The sequence below is a fragment of the Pseudovibrio sp. SCP20 genome, assembly GCF_057774105.1.
Genome location: NZ_JBYMDH010000006.1, coordinates 217,334 through 237,648, shown reverse-complemented (window position 1 = coordinate 237,648; position 20,315 = coordinate 217,334). Strand labels below are relative to the sequence as shown.

The window sequence follows — 20,315 nt, the reverse complement described above, 5'->3', positions numbered from 1 at the left end:
GTTAAGCCTCCAAACCGGTGATTTTCGTAGAGCGTGGCAGGCCTGCGACCTGATTGGCTCCGGCGAAGATGACGTCGATGCCGAGCGGATAAAGTGTGCTGTTGTCTTGCATCTGCTGCCAGAAAGTTGCTGGCGCAGGTGAGATGCTGAACTGCTTCTCAGTTTTGATACCCGGGCCTTTGAGGGTGACACCGGTATCTTCGGTCAGTTTGTCGACCATCAGGATGATTGTGGTTGAGCGGTCCGGATACTCAGCAGTTCCTGCTGAGAAGCTTGCGATAGCTGGTAAGAGTTTGGTGTTTGAAACCAATGCGAATGCTGCATCTGCAGGGCTTTCAACAAAGGGAGCTGCTGTGTGGAAGCGGATGTAGTTTTTGACGCTCTCCCCTGCTGCAAGCGCAGGGTCCAGCCATAAAGGCGTATCGTAATCGCAGAGCGTCAGCACCAGTGCAGTTGCTGCGACGGACAATGGTGCTGGAGGCGTGAGTGTCAGATCATCCAGCTGATGCACTGTGCCTGGCTGTGCCAATGCGTTCATGGTGGAGCGGAAGATGGACTGGGCGTTGTGGACTGGATCTGCAAAGCCGGGAGCGGGTGCTTTTGCGAAAACTGAAGTTGCGGTTTGCGTGCTCATGTCATTCTCCCCGTACCATGGTGAAGAAGTCCACTTTGGTGGCGGCGACTTCAGCGCGTGTTTCGTTTTCAGCTTGCTCCTGAGCATTTGCCAGTGGCTGAAGAACTTTCGCTTCAATCAGCTCGCGGTTTTCGGGCTGTTGCCAGAGGGCATCGACCAGTGCGGCTTGCAGAACCTTTTGCTTGTCCCGGCCAAGGGCCTGACCAAAACCGGTGGTGCCGTCTTCAAGGGCGATGACGCAGCGGGTGACAGTCGCTTCGCACATGTTGAAGGGAGCACCGGTGCCGCCTGCGCGGCCACGGACCATCACCAATCCGATTTCTGCTGGACGGATAATGGTGTAGCTCGGCTCCAGACCGAGTTTGTTCCAGACTTCAGCAAGATCTTGCGCTGAGGCCTTGGCCAGAATGCCCATGGCATTCTGCCTAGCTGCAATTTCGGGTGTATGCTCTTTGAGCGAACTTGCCGTCATTTCAGCCCCTTTGACTTTCAGGAACACGCTGGTTCTCTGGCATTGTGTGGTGACGCTTTGATCAGGAGGTTGGTCTGCACGCCTGAATTTGGTTGCTAAGCTAGAATAAATATTGTCTAGTTGTATAGACAAATATTTTGCTCGCCAACTGAGTAGTGTTGTTTCATGACGAAGACATGACGAATCCGATGAAATTTGATTTTTCTCCGATTGAGCGACGTGCCGGTGTTGCCATGTGGAAGCAGATTGCAGAAGTGCTGCGCACTGAGCTTTCGCGTGCTGAGGTGTCTGAAGGTGAGAAAATTCCTACAGAACAAGAGCTTGCTCAAAGTTTTGAGGTGAACCGACATACGGTTCGCCGAGCAATTTCAACGCTGATTGAAGAAGGTTTTCTGCGTTCAGATCAGGGGCGGGGAACCTTTGTTGCCCGGGCTCCGTTGGTTTATCCCATTGGTCCGCGCACGCGTTTTTCGGAGAATTTGTCGGGTCAGGCGCAAGAGGTTTATGGGGATATCTTCCGCACAACAGAGGTGGGCGCAGATGCTTACACCGCTGAATTGCTGGAGGTTGACCTTGGTACCGCGCTGTTTAAATGCGAGTCTGTGAGCTATGCCGATGGGACGCCGGTTATCGCAGGAACGCGCTGGTTTGAGGTGGCTTGCTTCCCAAACCTGCCTGCTGATTTGCGGGAGACCAACTCAATCACGAAGATCATGGAGAAGTATGGCTTCGGTGATTACCGGCGCAAAGAAACGCGGATTACTGCGGCTCTTTGTAGTGTGCACAATGCGGAGCTGCTGAAGATTTCCGAAGGATCGCCTGTGCTTGTGATGGAGTCCATCAATGTGAATGCGAGCGGTGCGCCTATACAAATCGGACGGGCTTATGTGGCGGCTGACCGGATGCATCTGACTGTCAGGAACGACTGAGCCTAGATCAGAGCCAGTATTTTGGAGCTTCTACAGCGGCGTTCCAGCGTTCCTGTGCTTCCAGCCAAGCGTTGTCAGCACGGGCCTGATGCCAGCCAGCGACGAAGCCGATGACTGTTGAGACTTCGTTGTTTTGTAAAGATTGCGGAAGCTTCATCGCGACGAGACGGTCCGCCATGGCTACATCATTCAGGTAGCCGAAGGTATTTTGCAGGCGCTTCAGGCACTTAAGGAAAATGCGTAAATCTTCTGGCTCGTAGAGCGAGCGGAAGAACTCAACGGTGTAACGCATTTTTTTGAGCGCTTTTCGCAGATCATGGCGTTGCTCAATCGTAAGATCCTGCAGGTTCTCTGCCCGCTTTTCGCAGGCCCGCCAGCGTTTGGAGAGGGCATTTTGTGCGAAAGTCTGAATCGACAGGTCGAGTTTTCTGGTGTCTGTCAGGCCCAGATTTTCTTTCCATGCCGGGCTGTGAGAGAGTTCCCCCAGCTGTAGCAGGAAGCTGTTCAGCTGCGGATTTATCAGGTCTTGCCTCAACTCAACCTGCGCTTCCACATGGGCCAGTTTGATGGCTTCGAAGAGCGGTTCGACGGAGTGGGTGTCTGGTAATAAAGGAATGACGGGTGTGATGATGTCTTCCACCAGCACATCGATATCCCTTTGATTTCCTGCCGTTGTTGCCAGTTGCTTTGCGGAGGCATCGAGGTCAGTGATGATTTCGTTGTTTGGTAAGGCTGCCTTGTAGATGTTGAAGGCGCTTCTTAAACGGCGGAGGCCAACGCGCAGTTGGTGCGGGCCTTCAGAGATGTTTTGCTGCAAAACACAGGAGCGGTTGGCGACGATCTGATTGAGACATTCGCCAAGGATTTTCTGGAGGGCGGACCCGGCGCTTTCCTCTGGTTCCAGCTCGATGTAATTGGAATGCTGCGCTTCTGAGGGGAGCTCAGGTGGTTGACCACTTGCTAGCCGGTAACCGATTCCTGCTTTGTTGCTGTTGGAAAACAGAATTGGTCGATCTTTCATAAGAGCCCCAGCCAGTTTGTACAGGCTCTCGACCGGACCTTCCATGAGCTCCAGTTCCACTTCGTGGATGGGATGCTCGTCCGTTTTCGTTCTGGCAATGCCGCTGTCGAAAGCGACTTCGATCTTCGCACCAGCTTTGTCGGTGTAGTAGGTCAGCGTGCGGGAGATGGCGGTTTCAAAAAGGATGCCCCAATCTTTATCTTGCAGCAAAGACAGGAGCTTCTGACGAGCTTCCTCATCTGTGATCGCATCAAAGTCTGGTTCGATCCCACCAATGGGCAGCTCAAGCTCAATCCGTTTGGAGAGCCCGGACTGCATGCCGCCGCCTTGCTTGATGGTTTGCAGCCAGTTGGTGCCGTTGTGGCGGGTTCTGAGGGAGATGCGTGCTTTTTTGAGCGTGTGGTCTGGCGTGTCGTAATAGACTGAACGGAGCTTTTTAGTCGACTGTTCGCTGACTGCAAAGCCTTTGGGTGGCTTGGCTTTGATCAGCTGCGCCAGTGTTGCTTCATCGACGGAAAGTTTGAGCTCAATCTCGTGCATGATCGCAGGACCACCTTAAGCACAGCGTGCGATGTGGAAGCGTGTTCCATCCCACTCTTGTTGATTTTACGTAGTAAACATCTCGCGAACGCAACCCGGTGTAAAGGGTGCAAAACGTCTATGGGAATTTATCAAAGATATAATCCCCATTTGGCAACGGTATTATGAAATGTGCTCTATGAATGCCCGTTGGTGCGTTACGCGGGTGTCAGTGGATCCTGCTGGAATAGGTAGGCATCAAAGGCTGGATCATCCACGTCAGACAGCTCCATGAGGCGCTTCTTGACGTTCTCAAGGTGTTGCCACATCGCCTGTTTTGCTGCCTGCGGATCGCGGCGCTGAAGGGCGTCCAGAATGTCCTGATGGTCGTTCAACCACTCTTCGCGATAGGTGTGGTCGAAGATGCGTTCGTGCAGTTTGTCCCACATTTTGGAGCGGGTGCGCTGCTGCCAGAGGTTTCTGACCATGTCGACCAAAACGGAGTTCTGAGTAGCTTCTGCGATCAGAAGGTGGAATTCTTCGTCTGCTTCGTAGCCACCGGAGCCTTTGGCAAGGTCTTCGCGTTCCCGTTCCAGAGCATCGCGCATGCGCAGGATATCGGCCTTGGTGACCATGGATGCTGCGAAGGCAGCGATGTTGCTTTCCATCAGCTGGCGTGCCTGCAGCAGTTCAAATGGGCCGATGTCTTCCAGATTGGAAGTGGGAGTAACCTGATCTGTATCCGGTAGGCGAACGACATAAGTGCCTGAACCTTTACGCACATCGATCAAGCCTTCAATCTCGAGCATGATCATAGCTTCGCGCAGGAGCGAGCGACTGACGTTCATTTCTTCAGCAATCTGGCGTTCCGGGCGCAGGCGATCACCGACCTTGAACGTTCCGTTGCTCAGTTCTTTGCGCAAGACTTCAGCTACTTCCTGATAGCGGCGGCGCTGACCATCCATTTCGCTTGTTCTCCCATGCCTGCGCGGTTGGCGTATTTTTAATGATTGCTGCACGCTTAAGATACTAAATAAAGCAGATTTGCAAGCGAGACAAAAGGCCAGAGATCTGCGTTGTTACTCTGGCCTTTCGCATTCTTGTAGAGGGCTTACTGGGTCAACGCTTTGATGCGTGTGATCAGGGAGCCAACTCTTTCAGATTTTTCCGCTGCTTCTGCATGCATTGGCAAGACAGCTTCAATGAATGGCGCTTTATCCACCTCAACGAACTTCACGCCCAGCTCAGATTTTGCCTGCTCAATGTGCTTCTTGGTCATGTCATTCCACTGGGCACGATGGAAGTGCATGGAAGACTTGGCAGCGTCACGAATTGCTGTTTGCTCGTCAGCGCTTAGCGTGTTCCAGATGATTGTTGAAATCACCACGATAGATGGGATCATGGTGTGCCCGTCATCGGAGTAGACTTTGGAGACTTCGCCGTGGCGTGCTGTGGTCAGCGCGAGTGGGTTATTCTCTGCACCATCAACCACGCCCTGCTGGAGTGCACTGTAGAGTTCGCCCCAGGCAATTGGAGTTGGGCTGCCGCCGAGCAGTTCCACCATGCGGATTGCGGAAGGAGATGGCTGAACGCGGATTTTCATGCCTTTGAGATCGGCTGGTGAGTTGATGGCCTTGTTGGCATAGAAGGAGCGGGCGCCTTCCACGTAAAAAGTCAATCCGATGAAGCCTTTGTCTTTGGATGCAGCAAGGATGTCATCGCCGATTGGGCCGCTGAGAACGTCGAAATAGTGGTTCTCGTCAACGAAGATGTAAGGCAGGTTTAGTGCGGAGTAAGACTCTTCAAAGGCTTCGAGTTCGCTGGCGTTGGTTTTGGCCATGGCGAGGGTGCCTTCCTGCACTAACTCCATGGATTCCCTTTGAGTTCCCAAGGCACCGTTGCCGTAGATGCGGATTTTGAGTGAACCGTTGGTGGCTTCCGCTACTTTGTCTGCCATATGCTGCATGGAAATGTGCAGAGGATGCTCTGGCCCCTGATTGTGGCTGAGTTTCAATGTCTTCGCGTAGGCAAATGAAGTTGTTGCAAGTAGAGCAGCGCACAGAACTGTCGCTTTGGCAATCTTTCTCGTAAACATATGCTTCCCCCCTGATTATCGCAGCGAATGTATTCGTGAGATGAAACTAAGGAATGCTGAGGCTGCGATATGTATTGGAAAGCATTGGACGGATTCGGGGAGTTGTCAAACCATTTTATATATTGGTTGACCTTATGTGAGTGCGTTTAGTTTTCCGTCTAAGGTGAATTTATATATTTAATCAGGTCAGTAGTGAGGGGAAAATATTTGGCTATGTAATCGAGTTGTTTTAATTGGTCTGAGTTCTTCTAGGGAATGCGTAGATTGGTCAACCGAAACAGGCTTTATAGAAAAACAGCCCCAGAAGTTGTCTTCATGGGGCTGTGATTGCTGATATCAGTTCATGTTCTTTGGCTTCCATCGCCGCAGCAGCATGGCGTTGGTGACGACAGATACTGAACTCATGGCCATAGCTGCGCCTGCGATGACCGGGGAGAGTAACCCGAGCGCTGCCAGTGGAATGCCGATGATGTTGTAGATGAAGGCCCAGAACAGGTTCTGTCTGATTTTTCTGAGGGTTGCTTTGGAGATGTCGAGCGCTGCCGGGATCATTTTCGGCTCGGAGCGCATGAGAGTAACTCCTGCAGTTTCCAGAGCCACATCGGCACCGGACCCCATCGCTATGCCCAGATCAGCAGCGGCCAGAGCAGGGGCATCGTTGATGCCATCGCCAACCATAGCTACATGATAGCCTTGCTCTTTCAGATCGTTGACGACTTCGTTCTTGCCTTCTGGCTGAACTCGGGCCTGGAACTCGTCTACGCCGACTTGATCAGCGATGTTTTTGGCGGCGAGTTCGGTGTCGCCGGTGATCATGACTGTGCGAATGCCTTGATTTTTAAGGGATTCTACAGCTTCTCTAGCGGAGTCTCTCGCCTGATCTACGAAGGCGAGGACGCCGATGGCGCGGTCGCCGAGGGCGACTGTGACGGCGGTTTTACCGGCGGATTCATAAGTCTTTACAAGGCCATCGCCCATCATTGAGGGGGCTACGTTGAGGTCTTTCATCAGGGCTGCGTTGCCGATGGAGACCTGCTGGCCAGTGAGCTCTGCGATCAGGCCTTTGCCGGGGATAGCTTTGATGGACCGTGGGCGGGTGAGCTTGAGGTTGCGCTCTTCCGCAGCGCGGATAAGTGCGCTGGCGAGCGGGTGCTCACTGCCCAGCTGGATGCTGGCGGCGATGGTCAGCAGGCGATCGTCGTTGCGGTCAAAGGCCTGTGCATCCGTCAGAACTGGCTTGCCGACTGTGAGTGTGCCGGTTTTATCGAAGAGGATGGTGTCGACTTTATGTGCCCGCTCCAGCGCTTCGATATCGCGGATAAGTATGCCTGCCTTCGCTGCTGCGCCGGTGCCTGCAACAAGGGCGGTTGGGGTAGCAAGTCCCAGTGCGCAAGGGCAGGCGATGACGAGGACGGCAACAGATGCGCCGACCGCTGTTGTGACATCGCCGGAGTAGACCATCCAACCGGCGAAGGTTGCCAGTGCGATCAGGACAATGACGGGGACAAAAATAGCGGCGACTTTGTCGACTAATTTCTGCAAAGGTGCCTTGGAGGCCTGTGCGCCTTCAACGAGTCGGATAATCTGGGCTAAGCGTGTTGATTCACCAAGGGCTGTGGTGCGCACAAAGATTGCACCGGAACCGTTGATTGTTCCACCGGTTACCTGATCGCCTGTGTTTTTGTGCACGGGCAGGCTCTCACCGGTAAGCATAGATTCATCCAGCTCGCTTTCGCCGTCTTCAATCAGGCCATCGGTTGGAACACGCTCACCCGGTTTGACAACAATGTAATCACCCAGACGCAGATCAGAGATGCTGACGGGGATAATCTTGTCGCCAACGATCTTGTTGGCTGTTGTTGGGCGCAGGGCAATCAGAGAACGGACGGCTGCGGATGTGGAGCGTTTTGCTCTGATTTCCAGATACTTACCCATCAGGATGAGGGTGAGAATGACAGCGGATGCCTCAAAGTAAAGGTCGGCGGCCTCAGCCTGAGACGCGAAGAAGACGTTGTATACGCTATACAGATACGCAGCGGATGTGCCCAGAGAAACGAGGACATCCATGTTTGCGCCGCCATGGCGCAGGGCTGCGAATGCGCCCTTATAGAATCGTGCACCGACGAAAATCTGGATTGGCGTTGCTAATGCAAACTGCAGCACGCCAGAGAGCTCAAACTGCACGCCAAACGCCATCAAAACCATTGGAATCACTAGAGGAATTGCCAGCAGCGTCGATAGCGCGAAAAGTTGAAAGGTTTTGCGTTCTTCTGCGTCGCTATGTGCTTCGCGCTCTTCAAAAGCCTTCTGTGCTGCCTCGGCTTCATCCCGACGCTCTTTCGCCTCAAAACCAGCTGTGGTGACCACATCAACCAGATCGTTTGCAGCGATCTGTGGCAGGTGGTCGACCTCTGCCATTTCCAGCGCGAAGTTGACGGTGGCGTTGACCACACCTTCAGTCGCTTTCAGAGTCTTTTCTAAGCGGGAGGCGCAACCTGCGCATGTCATTCCGGTGATGTCGAGTTTGACGGTTTGGGCTGCGGAGGCTGAGGGTGTGTTCATCAGAGCTATCTTCGGTTGCCGAGTTCAGACCATCAGGACTTATTACCATTGGTGATGGCGGGTCAAGAGGTTGTAGAGCGGGTGAATACGCAAGCTCCCCTATGTGATGTAGAGCTGCTGTGATCGTGATCAAAGCTGCGATCACGCTTTGATCAAATTTGCAGAGAACACATAGGGTTTGAGACTCTTTGCGCTGTTTTGGCCGTGTTGTGTTGAAACGTGGTGCTGTGGATAGTCACGTTATGGGAAGTGGTTGAAACTACGTGGTCAGCAGGGAGATGATCTGACTGATCTCTTTTGGTGGGTTCGGCAGGCTGGCGCATTCCAGGATGAGCGACTTTCCAGTTGGGTGCCACCCAGTGAAGGGAGCTTTGAGATCGCCCTTTTGCAAAGACGGTTCAACGAGGGCTTTGTGACCCATCAGAACGCCAGCGCCGTTTCTGGCTTCCTCCAATGCGATGGCATAGAGGGAATAACTCGGGCCTTGGTTTAAGCCTTTGAGTTTTGGTGCGTTTGCATTTGCCCAGAGTTGCCAGTCTTCGGCCCAGATCGCGTCATGCAGGAGTGTGGTTTGCTCCAGATCTTCCGGTGTTTTCAACTGGCTTGTTGTTGAAGGTGCGCAGACCGGGGTGATGAGGTCTTCCGCGAGGACCTGCTCCTGAGCTGTGTCTTTGGGTTTGCCGATGAAGATGGAGAGATCGTAGATTTCACGGTCCAGATTGGGTGGTGTCTCCAGTGCGATGACGGAGATGTTGGTGTCTGGCAAAGCGGCGCGGATTTTGGGCAGGCGCGGAGAGAGCCAGAGTTGGGCGACGCTTGGCAGGGCTGCGATGTGAATGGTTTTGCGGCTGGTTTTGGCTCTCAGCTGTCTGACGGCATTGCCCAGTTCATCAAAGGCCTTTGAGAAATGCGGGGCGATCTCCTGTCCCAGCTCTGTCAGGTGAACGCCTTGCGAGCGGCGCTCGAACAGGTCTGTACCGACCCACTCTTCCAATGCCTTGATGTGCTGTGAAACGGCGCCGGGTGTGACGCTCAGCTCTTCTGCTGCGTTGGCAAAGCCGCCAAGACGGGCCGCTGCTTCGAAAGCGCGGAGGGCGTTGAGGGGCGGGCCCTTGGGGCGGGATGGAGAAACTGACATCGCTTAGCCTTAGTTTTTCTAGGCCAATAATTACATATTCTGGTTTGCGCTCTCAAGCATCCTGTCCGCACACTGCTCTTAGCAATTGGGAGGTTGTGATGGTTTTAGCGAAACGAAATTGGGTTCCGGCTGAGTGTGAAGCACTGGTGCAGGAGGTTGCACAGCGCACGCAAACGCAGAGTTCTGCGGCTTTGCTGGACAGGCTGGACACATTGGCAGCTCAGAACAGGGAGATCCATGAGGAGCAGTGCTTCAACCTGAACCCGGCGACCAATGTGATGAACCCGCGCGCGGAAGCGTTTCTGGCTTCTGGCATTGGGTCTCGCCCTTCGCTTGGTTACCCCGGTGACAAATACGAGATGGGTCTGGAAGCCATTGAAGAGATTGAGGTGATTGCCGCTGAGCTGAGTGCGGAAGTGTTTGATGCACAGTACGCTGAGATCCGCGTTCCTTCTGGCGCCATCGCCAATCTTTATGGTTTCATGGCCACCTGCCAGCCGGGAGATACGATCATCGCGCCGCCTGCTTCCATTGGTGGGCATGTGACCCATCACATTGCAGGCTGTGCAGGCCTTTATGGGTTGCGTACTGTGCCAGCGCCGGTGAATGCGGATGGCTACACAATTGATGTGGACGGGCTTCGTGAACTGGCGAAGGCGGAAAAGCCGAAGCTGATTACGGTTGGGTCCAGCCTCAACCTCTTTGAGCATCCGGTGCGTGCTATTCGTGAGATTGCCGATGAGGTGGGTGCGAAGGTGATGTTTGATGCGGCCCATCAGTGCGGGATTATTGCAGGCAAGGCCTGGGCGAACCCGCTGGAAGAGGGCGCACATTTCATGACCATGAGCACCTACAAGAGCCTTGGCGGGCCTGCTGGTGGTCTGATTGTTTCCAACGACGCTGAGCTGATTGAGCGGATGGATGCCATTGCGTTTCCCGGTATGACGGCCAACTTTGATGCGGCGAAGTCTGCTGCTTTGGCAGTGACCATGCTGGATTGGAAAGAGTATGGACAGGCTTATGCTGCAGAGATGATCGCTGTCTCCAAGGCTTTAGCTCAAGCGTTAGATGGGGAAGGTATTCCGGTCTTTGCCAAGGCGCAGGGCTTTACGCAGTCGCACCAGTTTGCGGTTGAAGCTGCTGAGTTTGGTGGCGGGCAGGCTGCCTCCAAAAAGCTTCGTAAGGCTGGCTTCCTCGCTTGTGGCATCGGATTGCCGATTTCTGAGGTGGATGGTGACATGAACGGGCTGCGCATTGGCACCCCTGAACTGGTGCGCTGGGGCGTTGGTGTGGAACATGCCGCTGAGATGGCCCGCCTGATTGCAGCGGCGCTGCGATCTGATCAGCCAGAGCAGTATCTTGCAGAGGTCTCTGCGTGGCGTCAGCAGTTTGATCAGCTGTGTTACGTGATGGCTGGAGAGCCTGTTTCAGCATAACCACTGCTTTGCAGAGAGCGTGTCCGCCAGTAGGTCGAAGACCAGGCGGATGCGCTTGGAGGTGTGCAGCTCGCGGTGTGTTGCCAGCCAGAAGGGCACGTTGAATGGCTCAAAGCTGGGCAGCACCTGTTCCATCTCTGGGAACTTATCTGCGATCTCCCGGATCATGACGATGATGCCGAGGTCGTTTCTTGCCAGCTCCCACCCCACCAGACCGCTAGCGGTGGTTTGCTTGAAGTTGTGCTCGCTCAGCGGCAGGTCTGTTTCGCTGAAATGCTTGAGGAACAGATCTGGTCGGTCAAAAGCGATGAACTCGTGGGTTGCCATGTCGCTGGTGGACTGAGGGCGGCCTTTGCGGTCCAGATAGGTTTTGCTGGCGTAAAAGTGCGCCGTTGTTTCCCTGACAAGCCGTGCGGTGAGGTCTGGCTGTTCCGGTCTTACATGGCGAATGGCGATATCGGCTTCGCGCAGCTGCAGATCGCTGACGGCATTGGTGGCGACGATCTCAACATGGATGCCGGGTGCGATCTCGCGGAGCTTCTTTAGGATTGGCGGGAGGATATAAGCCGAAGCCGTGTCGCTGGCACTGATGCAGACGGTGCCGTCAATCTCCTGCGATTGGCCTGAAGCCGTCAGCGAGATGCGGTTGGCAGCTTCGCCCATGGACTTCACGTGTTCCAGCAGTTCCATGCCTGCCTGCGTAAGGGAGAGCGAGCGTCCTGCGCGTTCAAACAAGGTTACGCCAAGCGCTTCCTCCAGCGCGGTGACTTGTCTGCCCAATGTGGGCTGGGTGAGGCCCAAAGCCCTTGCTGCAGCCGACAGGGAGCCTTCCTCCGCAGTGACAAGGAAAGCGCGGGCCTGGTTCCAATCAAAAGAGACGCTCTGCCAATTCATGCATATTTGTATACCTCAGCTGCGAATTTTGGCAATTTGTTTTGAGAATTTGCATGGATACACTGCAGGAAATGGAGGGTTTTCTATGCAGGATTCCGCAGGATTTTGGGACAAACAGGCGCCGGGGTATGTGGCGCGTCCTATGAAAGACGTTGCTTCCTATGAGAAGGCAATGGACCGTGTGCGCTCTTATCTCTCCTCTGAGCAAGAGGTGCTGGAGCTGGGGTGTGGCAGTGGCTCAACCGCGATGCTTTTAGCCAAGCATGTCAAGTACATGACTGCCAGTGACATTTCCGGAAAGATGATTGAGTTTGGGCAGGAAAAGGCCTGGAACGATGGCATTGAGAACATTAGCTTTGTGCATACTCCCGCTGGCAGCAGAGTGTTTGAGGGCAAAAGCTATGATGTGGTGATGGCCTTTAATGTGGTTCATCTGATCAAGGGGCCTGTGAGTGTTCTCAAGCAGGTGCACCGGATGTTGAAGCCGGATGGGTTGTTTATCACCAAAACGCCGTGTGTGGGTGATTGTCCGTTTTACTGGCGGTGGCTGATCAACGTGATGCGTCTTGTTGGTTATGCGCCCTATGTGAACTACTTGAAGCAGGTACAACTGGAGCGGATGATTGAGCAGTCGGGTTTCAAGATTGTCGAAACCGGCAACTATCCATCTTCGCCGATGGGGCGGTTTATTGTGGCGCGTAAGGTTCAGGCTGCTTAGAGATCGACCTGTGCGTAAAGGCCGTGGTGGTCTGAGCCGTAGTAAGGGCGGAGAAACGTTTGGCCGCCCTTTGGTGCGAGCACATGGTCAATACGCATGGCGTAGGTGCCTTTGAACAGGAAGCTGGCTTTGAAGGGGCCAGCCATCTGCGTGTTCGTTACCTCGGTGTACTGGCCCATAATATGGGACCACGGCACCATGTTGAAATCACCCGCCACGAGCTTGAGGCCCTTTAGCTCAGACAGGATCGGGATGATCTGTTCCGCCTGATTTTCCTGATAAAACGGCCAAGGCCAGTGCTGGTGGATGGAAACGACCCAGAGCGGACCTTCCTTGCTTTGGATATGCAGGGCAGCGATGCCCAGACCGATCTCGCAGCGGAAGGAATCTGTAGCGAGTGGCAGGCGGGAGAGCACGGCCACAGCGCCGACTGCCGTGAACGGGCAGACGATGTGGGAAGGGTAGTTTTCCTTCAACGCATTGATCAGCGGCAGGTGCCTTTTATGGACCTCCTGCATGGTGATGACATCCGGTTTCAGCATCAGGATATCTTCCAGCACATCAACACGGTCGCCGGGCCGGAAGCTCAGGTTCTTCTGGTAGACGGTGAGGTCATAGCTGTTTGGAACGCTCTCTCCCTGATACGCCCACAAAACGGTTGCGCTGCTGAAGATAGCGATGATGAAGCCGGTGATCATCATGGTGGGCTGGCGATAACAGAACAAGGTGAGGACCGCGAGCAGGACCGCCAATGGCAGCCGGAACACTGACAAGCTATCGCCAAGCGGATGTACCATGCCCAGAAAGGACATGAGGAGCAAGGTGATTACTCCGATTATGGAAAGGTGCATAAACATGACAGGTTTTCGTCTGCGAAAGAAGGAAGATGCGAACCTGCTATGTGTACGCCTAACTTTGGCGAATATTTGACAGCGCAATCATTTGGCGGAAATGCTGGGTTTTTTGAGAATTAGCGGGCCGTCGTGCGCCAAAGAAAATGCCGCGCCATTGGTGGATGGCACGGCATGAGAAGCTGCTCGTTTACTCGGTCAAAGCTTGTTTTGTGCTCTGACGAGCTAGAGGGGCGTTCCGTCAGGATTTGTCTGGTTGCCCAACGGTGATGTGACCGCGGCAGGTGCCGTCAGAAAATACGCCGGTGACTGGGTTTTCACCGATCAGGCCGGAGGCAAACATCTGCACTTCAACTGGTGGGTTGTTTGCGCTGTCTTCAAAGACGATTTCGTAGGTGTTTGAAATTGTGAAGATACCTTCGCCAACGGTGCCGTCAGACTCTGCAATCAGAACGCCGGAATCCTCGGAGGCTGCCTGATCTTCACTTGTGTCAGCTTTGCCGTTCTTCGGGGTGACTGTGTAACCGCCGGAGTAACGTGTTTTGCAGGTGCCATCATCAGGCGAACCATCAACCAGAGACAGGTTGGTGAACTCGACTTTGGGTTGGCCGGTGTCGTGATTGTCAGCCAGTACTGGAGAGATGAAAAGGGCCAATGCGCCAAGGCCAGCGATGGTAGCAGTTGTTTTTTTCATTGTGAGCCTGCTCTGATCGGGAGAAGTTGCATTTGTAGCTTTGAGTCCTCGCGGACGCGCAGACCATAGCGGCGGTATCCTTAACGAAAATCCTAGTGCACCTCGTAAGTTTTCTCTGAAGGTAATACGAGGTGAAGATTGAGATAGTGACTTTAAACGCTATTGAGTTAGAGATTGTGGGATCGCGTTAACTTGTCTGGCATGCAGGCAAAAGAAAAGGGCCCGTGAGGGCCCTTTGTGGTGTTTGGGATTTGGGGGGCGTCAGGCCAGTTCTTCTTCGAGGTTCTGGCGGGACAGGCCTTCCATGCTTGGCATCAGGGAGAGGAGCTCCTTGGTGTAAGCGTGTTGGGGATTGTCGAAGAGGTCTTCGGTGTCCGCGACTTCCAGAAGCTGGCCGTGGCGCATAACGCCGGTGCGGTTACACATCTGCCGGATGACCGCGAGGTCATGGCTGATGAACAGCATGGTCAGGCCCAGCTCGTCCTGAAGATCCTTCAGCAGGTTGAGGATCTGAGCCTGAATTGACACGTCCAGCGCAGAGGTTGGCTCGTCACAAACCAGGAAGCGTGGGCGGGTCGCCAGTGCTCGGGCAATGGAGATACGCTGACGCTGACCGCCGGAGAACTCGTGCGGGAACTTGGCAGCAGCTGCAACGCCAAGGCCGACGTGCTCCAGAAGGTCATCAACGATCTGGTTTACTTCGCTGTTGGTGCTGGCCAGTTTGTGAAACTTGATTGGTTCCGCAACAATATCACGCACACGCATACGGGAGTTCAGGGAAGAGAACGGATCCTGGAAGATCATCTGCATCTGACGACGCATTGTCAGAACCTGCTTCTTGTCCTTCAGACTGGTCAGTTCCTGCCCTGCGAAGTGGGCGGTGCCACCTGCTGGATGGTAGAGACCAGTGATGACGCGGGCCATGGTTGATTTACCGGAGCCACTTTCGCCCACGAGGCCAAAGGTTTCACCTGCGTGGATGTCAAAGCTGACCTTATCCAGAGCGGTGAAGTACTGCCTGTTCTTAGAAATCCATGCGTCCTTGGTGAGGAACTTCATGGTGATGTCTTTTACATCCAGCAGTGGACCATCGACAGACTTGTAGTCACGGGCCTTACCCAGCCAGTGGGTGGAGATGTCGATCTGTTTGAATGGCTTAGCGGAGCCTTCAATGTAGTCTACCTGCGGGAAGCGATGTACTTTCACGTCAGGGCGAGGCACAGCAGCGATCAAACTCTGGGTATATGGGTGCTTTGGAGCGCCCAGAACCTGCTTAGACTCGCCGTATTCGACGAGATCTCCGCGGTACATCACTGCAACGTGGTCGGTGAGGTCCGCAATCACACCCATGTCGTGGGTGATGACGACCATTGCCACATTCTTCTCTTCACACAGACGCTTCATCAGCTTCAGGATTTGCGCCTGAATGGATACGTCCAGAGCGGTTGTTGGTTCATCGGCGATGACAACTTCCGGGTCTGCGCAGAGGGCAAGGGCGATTACAACGCGCTGGCGCATGCCACCAGAGAACTGGTGCGGGTACTGCGAGATACGCTCTTGCGGGTTTGGAATGCCGACCTGATCCAGCAGATCCACCGCGCGGGCACGTGCTTCTTCCTTAGAAAGCGGCAGGTGCAGGCGGATGGTTTCGACCAGCTGAAACTCGATGGTCTGCAGTGGATCCAGAGAGGTCAGCGGATCCTGGAAGATCATGCCGATGCGTTTACCACGCAGCTTACGCATGCTTTCCGGATCAAGATTGTCGATGCGCTGACCGTCGAGGTGGATTTCACCTTCTGCAATGCGGCCTGGATGTTCCAGCAAGCCGATGGTGGCGTTACCAACGGTGGACTTACCAGCGCCACTCTCGCCCACAACGCCGAGGATTTTACCGGCGTCTACGGAGAGATTGACATTGCGGGACGCCGTGAAGACGTCTTTGCGGCTCGGAAACTGAACGGTGAGGCCGCGAATATCTAAGATGCTCATGGTCTCTCTCCCTAGCGCAGTTTCGGGTTCAGTGCGTCGCGGAGCCAGTCGCCCAGCAGGTTCACTGCCAGAACGAGGATCGCGAGCGCCAGACCTGGGAAGATCGCAATCCACCACTCGCCTGAGAACAGGAAGTCGTTACCGATGCGGATCAGCGTGCCCAGAGATGGCTGTGTTGATGGAACGCCAACGCCGAGGAAGGAGAGAGTTGCTTCTGTGATGATCGCCAGAGCAAGGTTGATGGTTGCAATAACCAGAACCGGGCCAAGCACGTTTGGCAGCACATGACGGATCATGATGATCCATGCCGGAATGCCGATCACGCGGGCAGCCTGAACGTATTCCTTGTTCTTCTCAACCAGCGTGGAGCCGCGCACTGTACGTGCATACTGCACCCAGAAGGACAGACCGATGGAGAAGGTGAGGATCCAGATTGCCCAGGTTTCACGGTCGATGTTGCCGAAGATACCGTTTGCGATACCGTCAATAAGCAGCGCGAGCAGGATTGCCGGGAAGGTGAGCTGAACTTCTGCGATACGCATGATAATCGCATCTGTACGACCACCCACATAACCGGAGATCAGGCCCAGAGTAATGCCAAGGACTGCTGCAAAGGCAACGGACAGGAAGCCCACTGCCAATGAAATGCGCATGCCGTACAGGATGCCGGAAAGCAGGTCTCGGCCCTGATCGTCAGTACCCAGCAGGTAGCGTGGGTCGGACCATTCCATGCCGATTGGCGGGATACGCGCGTCCAGAATGCTGATCTGGGCCAGATCGAATGGGTTGAACGGTGCCACGATTGGCGCAAACAGAGCAGCCAGCATCAGACCCAGCGTAGTGATGGCCGCAAGAACGGTCACCTTGGAGCTGAGGAAGCTGTGCAGCAGGTCGCTGTCCAGAAAACGAGCTAATGCGGAGCGGGAGGCTTCTGAAGCCTCGCTGCCGGAAACGGTTGGTGTGTTATCTGTCATGATTGTTGTCCTTACCGTTTCTTATGCGCGGCCGCGTTCGGTGCGCAGGCGTGGGTCAATCACAACGTAGAGAATATCTACGATGAGGTTGATGACCACGAAGATGAAAGCGGTGAGCAGCAGGTAAGCTGCCATGATCGGAATATCCACGTTCTGCACGGCTTGCAGGAAGAGGATGCCCATACCTGGCCATTGGAACACTGTCTCGGTGATAATCGCGAAGGCGATGATGGAGCCGAGCTGCAGGCCGGTGATGGTGATAACAGGCACCATCGTGTTTTTGAGTGCGTGGATGTAATAGACGGACCGGTTCGGCAGGCCGCGTGCGCGGGCGAACTTGATGTGGTCGGTGCGCAGAACTTCCAGCATCTCAGCGCGGATCAGGCGCATGATGAGGGTCATCTGATAAAGACCAAGGGTGATCGCCGGCAGGATGATTGCCTTGATACCACTGATGGTCAGGAAGCCTGTATCCCAGAACGAGCCGAGCTCAGTGACTTCGCCACGACCGAAGCTTGGCAGCCACTGCAGGGTGACTGAGAACAGGAAGATAAACAGAATACCGATAAAGAATGTTGGCAGGGAGATACCTACGAGAGATACCGACAGGAACATCTTTGAGAGCCATGAATCGCGGTTCAGACCGGTGTAAACGCCCATTGGAATGCCGAGTGCCAGTGCGAAAACTGCAGAAGCAAAGGACAGTTCCAGAGTTGCAGGCAGACGGCGACCGATCAGGTCTGCCACAGGCTGCTTGAACTGGTAGGAGTTACCGAAGTCGAATTGGATCGCACCCATGACATAGCGGAAAAACTGAACGAGAACAGGGTCATTCAGGCCGAGGCTCTGGCGCAGGGCTTCACGTTGCTCTGGGGTGGTCTCAATGCCCACCATCTGGTTTACAGGATCTCCAACGAAGCGGAAAAGCAGGAAGGAGATTAAGGCTACGACAAACATGACCACGAGAGCCATGGCGATACGCCGGGAGATAAAGCCAAACATGGTGTTTTATAGTTGTTCCTGAGAATAGAGGTGCCCGGCGCCGAGGGCGCCGGGCTATTATCTTTTTTTGGCTAAGCGTTAAACTTAGTTCTTCACTACATATTTGAAGTGGAACTCGTTATCCGCACGCTGCTTCAGAGTAACCTTGTCGGAAACACCCCAAGCCAGACCCTGCTGGTGCAGAGGAATGTGAGATACTTCGTCGTTCAGGATTGTGTAAGCTTCTGAAATCAGAGCGTTACGCTTCTCTTCGTCGTTTTCGGAGAGAACCTTCTTGGTCAGCTCGTCAACTTTCGGGTTACAGTAACCACCCAGGTTGAATGGGCCGCCGGCGCCTTTGTCGTCACGACAGTTGTTCAGGTTCAGCAGAACGTTGTAGCTGTCGAAAGAACCTGGAGTCCAGCCGAGCATGTAGAAGGAAGTGTCGTAACCACCGGACGCGAGAACCTTCGCGAAGTATTTCGCTTTAGGCTGTGCGTTCAGGTTCACTTTGATGCCTACGCGTGCGAGGAATGCTGCAGTTGCCTGACAGATTGCTTCGTCGTTCACGTAACGATCGTTCGGGCAGTCCATGGAAACTTCAAAGCCGTCACCGTAGCCAGCTTCTGCAAGAAGCTTCTTGGATGCTGCTGGGTCGTATGGGTAACGAGAGAAGTCGCCGGAGTTTGCGAACAGGAATGGTGAGATCATCAGAGCTGCTGGCTCGGACAGACCACGCATGATTTTCGCTTTGATCGCGTCAACGTCAATTGCCTGGTAGAACGCCTTACGAACGCGAACGTCCTTGAATGGGTTCTTGCCTTTGATGTTGGAGTGGAGCAGCTCATCACGCTTCTGGTCGAAACCGAGGAAGATGGTGCGCAGCTCAGGACCGGTCAGAGCGGATGTGCCAGCATTGCCGTCTACACGCTTGATGTCCTGTACCGGGATCGGGAACGCCATGTCCAGCTCGCCAGAGAGAAGAGCTGCAACGCGGGTTGCGTCAGATCCGATTGGGGTGAACTCAACACCAGTCAGGTTGTGTACTTTGTTGTCCCACCAACCGTCGTTTACGGTGAAAGTGGTTTTAACGCCTGGCTCATGCGTTGCGATTTTGAACGGGCCGGTGCCGTTTGTGTTCAAAGATGCGTAGTTTGGATTGGTGTCAGAAGCAGAAGTCACCTTTACAGCGTTGTTTGCTTCAGTCCATTCCTTATCCATGATGTACCAAGTGGACCACTCGGAGTGCAGGATTGGGTTAACGCCTGGCAGGATGAAGTCAACGGTGTAGTCATCGACCTTAACAACCTTCACGTCTTTCGCGATGCGGGTTGTCATGTCGGAGCCTTCAGCGCGCACACGGTCTGCAGAGAAGACCACGTCGTCAGCTGTGAAGTCGTTACCGTTGTGGAACTTTACGCCTTTGCGCAGGTGGAAGCGCCAGCGGGTTGGCTCAAGAACTTCCCAGCTTTCAGCAAGGGCTGGTTCGATCTTAAGGTCTGCAGAACGGCGCACGAGGCCTTCATATACGTTGCCGTGCATGCCGAGTGTAAAGGTTTCGTTCAGGCTGTATGGGTCCAGCTGGTTGTATGTCCCCTGAAACGCGAACTTAAACGTTTCTGCATTTGCCTGAGTTCCGGCAGCAAGCGTCATGGCCAATGCAGCGGATGCAATCTTTAAACGCATTCTATTTTTACTCCCCTTGTCCCCCTCATGCAGATAATTAATTGTTCTGCAGGGGCCCCTCTGGTTTCGCCGTCCACTTATTAGGCGGATTCTGGCGTCTTAGTGATATTACCCATATGAATGAATGCGTCTAGGGGGCATTGCGTAGTTGAAACGAGGAAATAATGTGGGAGCAGCGCAATTTCATAGCGTATTCAGGCGCTAAGGGATGTATTTCTTGCGGTTTAATGCGTATCAGTTGAGAGACACTCCAACGTTAAGATGAGTATATTTCATCTAATGATGAGGAAATGAAGGGTTCTGATCTTGTTGATTATGTATGGTATTCGCAATTGCGACAGTGTTCGCAAGGCTCGTAAACTTCTGGATGAATCAAAAGTCGACTACACTTTTCACGATTACAAAAAAGATGGTGCAGATGAAAATGCACTCAACGAGGCCTGCGAGAGATTCGGGTGGGAGTCTGTTCTTAATAAACGCGGTACCACATGGCGCAAACTGGATGATGAAACCAAGGCGGGCGTGGCTGATCAGGCTTCTGCTATCGCGTTGATGATGCAAGAAACTTCATTAATTAAAAGGCCACTTATTACGGGTGGAAAGCAGCTTTTGCTTGGTTTTGATGCGGCTTTGTGGGGTGAAATTATGGAAAAAGGAGAGCTGTAAAAGCTCTCCTTTTTTGGACGGAAAAGTTCCAGGGTTGGGATCCTTTGGGCTTTGCC

At 53.9% G+C, this 20,315-nt stretch carries 18 protein-coding genes; 4 read left to right on the top strand and 14 right to left on the bottom strand.

Annotation, left to right across the window (positions count from 1 at the left end):
- Position 1 precedes the first annotated feature (1 nt).
- Positions 2-634: a phosphonate C-P lyase system protein PhnH gene (gene phnH, locus AC3CB2_RS21495; protein ID WP_352936293.1), complete on the bottom strand. Its 633-nt coding sequence runs from the start codon at positions 632-634 to the stop codon at positions 2-4.
- Position 635: 1 nt separating this feature from the next.
- A complete protein-coding gene (phnG, locus tag AC3CB2_RS21490; protein ID WP_352936291.1) occupies positions 636-1,106 on the bottom strand; it encodes a phosphonate C-P lyase system protein PhnG in 471 nt (156 codons plus the stop codon).
- Positions 1,107-1,294: 188 nt separating this feature from the next.
- Between phnG and phnF the strand changes: the two genes are divergently transcribed.
- Entirely contained in the window at positions 1,295-2,035 is a 741-nt protein-coding gene (phnF, locus tag AC3CB2_RS21485) for a phosphonate metabolism transcriptional regulator PhnF (RefSeq protein WP_352936289.1), read from the top strand.
- Between the two features lie 7 nt (positions 2,036-2,042).
- Here phnF and AC3CB2_RS21480 read toward each other — a convergent pair whose 3' ends face one another.
- From AC3CB2_RS21480 to AC3CB2_RS21460, 5 genes are all read right to left on the bottom strand, one after another.
- Positions 2,043-3,596, bottom strand: a complete 1,554-nt coding sequence (locus tag AC3CB2_RS21480; RefSeq protein WP_352936287.1) for a CYTH and CHAD domain-containing protein — start codon at positions 3,594-3,596, stop codon at positions 2,043-2,045.
- A gap of 197 nt (positions 3,597-3,793) precedes the next feature.
- Entirely contained in the window at positions 3,794-4,540 is a 747-nt protein-coding gene (locus AC3CB2_RS21475) for an FCD domain-containing protein (RefSeq protein ID WP_075697986.1), read from the bottom strand.
- Positions 4,541-4,686: 146 nt separating this feature from the next.
- The gene (locus tag AC3CB2_RS21470) at positions 4,687-5,670 is read right to left on the bottom strand and encodes a TRAP transporter substrate-binding protein (RefSeq protein WP_352936285.1); all 984 of its coding nucleotides are present in this window, start codon (positions 5,668-5,670) and stop codon (positions 4,687-4,689) included.
- A 336-nt stretch (positions 5,671-6,006) separates the two neighbouring features.
- Complete coding sequence (locus tag AC3CB2_RS21465; RefSeq protein ID WP_014287066.1) at positions 6,007-8,232, bottom strand: heavy metal translocating P-type ATPase; 2,226 nt, start codon at positions 8,230-8,232, stop codon at positions 6,007-6,009.
- 259 nt (positions 8,233-8,491) lie between these two features.
- The gene (locus AC3CB2_RS21460; protein WP_352936283.1) at positions 8,492-9,370 is read right to left on the bottom strand and encodes a LysR family transcriptional regulator; all 879 of its coding nucleotides are present in this window, start codon (positions 9,368-9,370) and stop codon (positions 8,492-8,494) included.
- A gap of 98 nt (positions 9,371-9,468) precedes the next feature.
- On the opposite strand from AC3CB2_RS21460, the gene AC3CB2_RS21455 reads away from it, so the two are divergent.
- Positions 9,469-10,806, top strand: coding sequence for a serine hydroxymethyltransferase (locus tag AC3CB2_RS21455; RefSeq protein WP_352936281.1), 1,338 nt, complete (start codon positions 9,469-9,471; stop codon positions 10,804-10,806).
- Here the strand turns inward: AC3CB2_RS21455 and AC3CB2_RS21450 are convergent.
- A complete protein-coding gene (locus tag AC3CB2_RS21450) occupies positions 10,798-11,700 on the bottom strand; it encodes a LysR family transcriptional regulator (protein ID WP_037037725.1) in 903 nt (300 codons plus the stop codon). The two genes, AC3CB2_RS21455 and AC3CB2_RS21450, sit on opposite strands and share 9 nt — an antisense overlap.
- 85 nt (positions 11,701-11,785) lie before the next feature.
- Here AC3CB2_RS21450 and AC3CB2_RS21445 point away from each other — a divergent pair, with 85 nt between their 5' ends.
- Positions 11,786-12,418 (top strand): class I SAM-dependent methyltransferase, encoded by a 633-nt coding sequence (locus AC3CB2_RS21445; RefSeq protein ID WP_352936279.1) that lies wholly within the window; start codon positions 11,786-11,788, stop codon positions 12,416-12,418.
- Here AC3CB2_RS21445 and AC3CB2_RS21440 read toward each other — a convergent pair.
- The 6 genes from AC3CB2_RS21440 to AC3CB2_RS21415 all read right to left on the bottom strand — a co-directional run bounded on the left by AC3CB2_RS21440 (position 12,415) and on the right by AC3CB2_RS21415 (position 19,593).
- The gene (locus AC3CB2_RS21440; RefSeq protein WP_352936277.1) at positions 12,415-13,275 is read right to left on the bottom strand and encodes an endonuclease/exonuclease/phosphatase family protein; all 861 of its coding nucleotides are present in this window, start codon (positions 13,273-13,275) and stop codon (positions 12,415-12,417) included. The genes AC3CB2_RS21445 and AC3CB2_RS21440 overlap by 4 nt on opposite strands.
- 235 nt (positions 13,276-13,510) lie before the next feature.
- Positions 13,511-13,963, bottom strand: coding sequence for a hypothetical protein (locus AC3CB2_RS21435; RefSeq protein WP_352936275.1), 453 nt, complete (start codon positions 13,961-13,963; stop codon positions 13,511-13,513).
- A gap of 261 nt (positions 13,964-14,224) precedes the next feature.
- Positions 14,225-15,952, bottom strand: coding sequence for an ABC transporter ATP-binding protein (locus tag AC3CB2_RS21430; RefSeq protein WP_352936273.1), 1,728 nt, complete (start codon positions 15,950-15,952; stop codon positions 14,225-14,227).
- 11 nt (positions 15,953-15,963) lie between these two features.
- Positions 15,964-16,926, bottom strand: coding sequence for an ABC transporter permease (locus tag AC3CB2_RS21425; protein ID WP_352936271.1), 963 nt, complete (start codon positions 16,924-16,926; stop codon positions 15,964-15,966).
- Between the two features lie 21 nt (positions 16,927-16,947).
- A complete protein-coding gene (locus tag AC3CB2_RS21420; RefSeq protein ID WP_014287057.1) occupies positions 16,948-17,928 on the bottom strand; it encodes an ABC transporter permease in 981 nt (326 codons plus the stop codon).
- Positions 17,929-18,012: 84 nt separating this feature from the next.
- Positions 18,013-19,593, bottom strand: coding sequence for an ABC transporter substrate-binding protein (locus AC3CB2_RS21415; RefSeq protein ID WP_352936269.1), 1,581 nt, complete (start codon positions 19,591-19,593; stop codon positions 18,013-18,015).
- Between the two features lie 315 nt (positions 19,594-19,908).
- Between AC3CB2_RS21415 and AC3CB2_RS21410 the strand changes: the two genes are divergently transcribed.
- A complete protein-coding gene (locus tag AC3CB2_RS21410; RefSeq protein WP_352936267.1) occupies positions 19,909-20,259 on the top strand; it encodes an ArsC family reductase in 351 nt (116 codons plus the stop codon).
- The last annotated feature ends 56 nt before the right edge of the window (positions 20,260-20,315 follow it).

Excerpts from the sequence above, each read along its gene's own strand:
- phnH (WP_352936293.1), bottom strand. The coding sequence starts at position 634 with ATGAGCACGCAAACCGCAACTTCAGTTTTCGCAAAAGCACCCGCTCCC.
- phnG (WP_352936291.1), bottom strand. The coding sequence starts at position 1,106 with ATGACGGCAAGTTCGCTCAAAGAGCATACACCCGAAATTGCAGCTAGG.
- phnF (WP_352936289.1), top strand. The coding sequence starts at position 1,295 with ATGAAATTTGATTTTTCTCCGATTGAGCGACGTGCCGGTGTTGCCATG.
- AC3CB2_RS21480 (WP_352936287.1), bottom strand. The coding sequence starts at position 3,596 with ATGCACGAGATTGAGCTCAAACTTTCCGTCGATGAAGCAACACTGGCG.
- AC3CB2_RS21475 (WP_075697986.1), bottom strand. The coding sequence starts at position 4,540 with ATGGATGGTCAGCGCCGCCGCTATCAGGAAGTAGCTGAAGTCTTGCGC.
- AC3CB2_RS21470 (WP_352936285.1), bottom strand. The coding sequence starts at position 5,670 with ATGTTTACGAGAAAGATTGCCAAAGCGACAGTTCTGTGCGCTGCTCTA.
- AC3CB2_RS21465 (WP_014287066.1), bottom strand. The coding sequence starts at position 8,232 with ATGAACACACCCTCAGCCTCCGCAGCCCAAACCGTCAAACTCGACATC.
- AC3CB2_RS21460 (WP_352936283.1), bottom strand. The coding sequence starts at position 9,370 with ATGTCAGTTTCTCCATCCCGCCCCAAGGGCCCGCCCCTCAACGCCCTC.
- AC3CB2_RS21455 (WP_352936281.1), top strand. The coding sequence starts at position 9,469 with ATGGTTTTAGCGAAACGAAATTGGGTTCCGGCTGAGTGTGAAGCACTG.
- AC3CB2_RS21450 (WP_037037725.1), bottom strand. The coding sequence starts at position 11,700 with ATGAATTGGCAGAGCGTCTCTTTTGATTGGAACCAGGCCCGCGCTTTC.
- AC3CB2_RS21445 (WP_352936279.1), top strand. The coding sequence starts at position 11,786 with ATGCAGGATTCCGCAGGATTTTGGGACAAACAGGCGCCGGGGTATGTG.
- AC3CB2_RS21440 (WP_352936277.1), bottom strand. The coding sequence starts at position 13,275 with ATGTTTATGCACCTTTCCATAATCGGAGTAATCACCTTGCTCCTCATG.
- AC3CB2_RS21435 (WP_352936275.1), bottom strand. The coding sequence starts at position 13,963 with ATGAAAAAAACAACTGCTACCATCGCTGGCCTTGGCGCATTGGCCCTT.
- AC3CB2_RS21430 (WP_352936273.1), bottom strand. The coding sequence starts at position 15,952 with ATGAGCATCTTAGATATTCGCGGCCTCACCGTTCAGTTTCCGAGCCGC.
- AC3CB2_RS21425 (WP_352936271.1), bottom strand. The coding sequence starts at position 16,926 with ATGACAGATAACACACCAACCGTTTCCGGCAGCGAGGCTTCAGAAGCC.
- AC3CB2_RS21420 (WP_014287057.1), bottom strand. The coding sequence starts at position 17,928 with ATGTTTGGCTTTATCTCCCGGCGTATCGCCATGGCTCTCGTGGTCATG.
- AC3CB2_RS21415 (WP_352936269.1), bottom strand. The coding sequence starts at position 19,593 with ATGCGTTTAAAGATTGCATCCGCTGCATTGGCCATGACGCTTGCTGCC.
- AC3CB2_RS21410 (WP_352936267.1), top strand. The coding sequence starts at position 19,909 with ATGTATGGTATTCGCAATTGCGACAGTGTTCGCAAGGCTCGTAAACTT.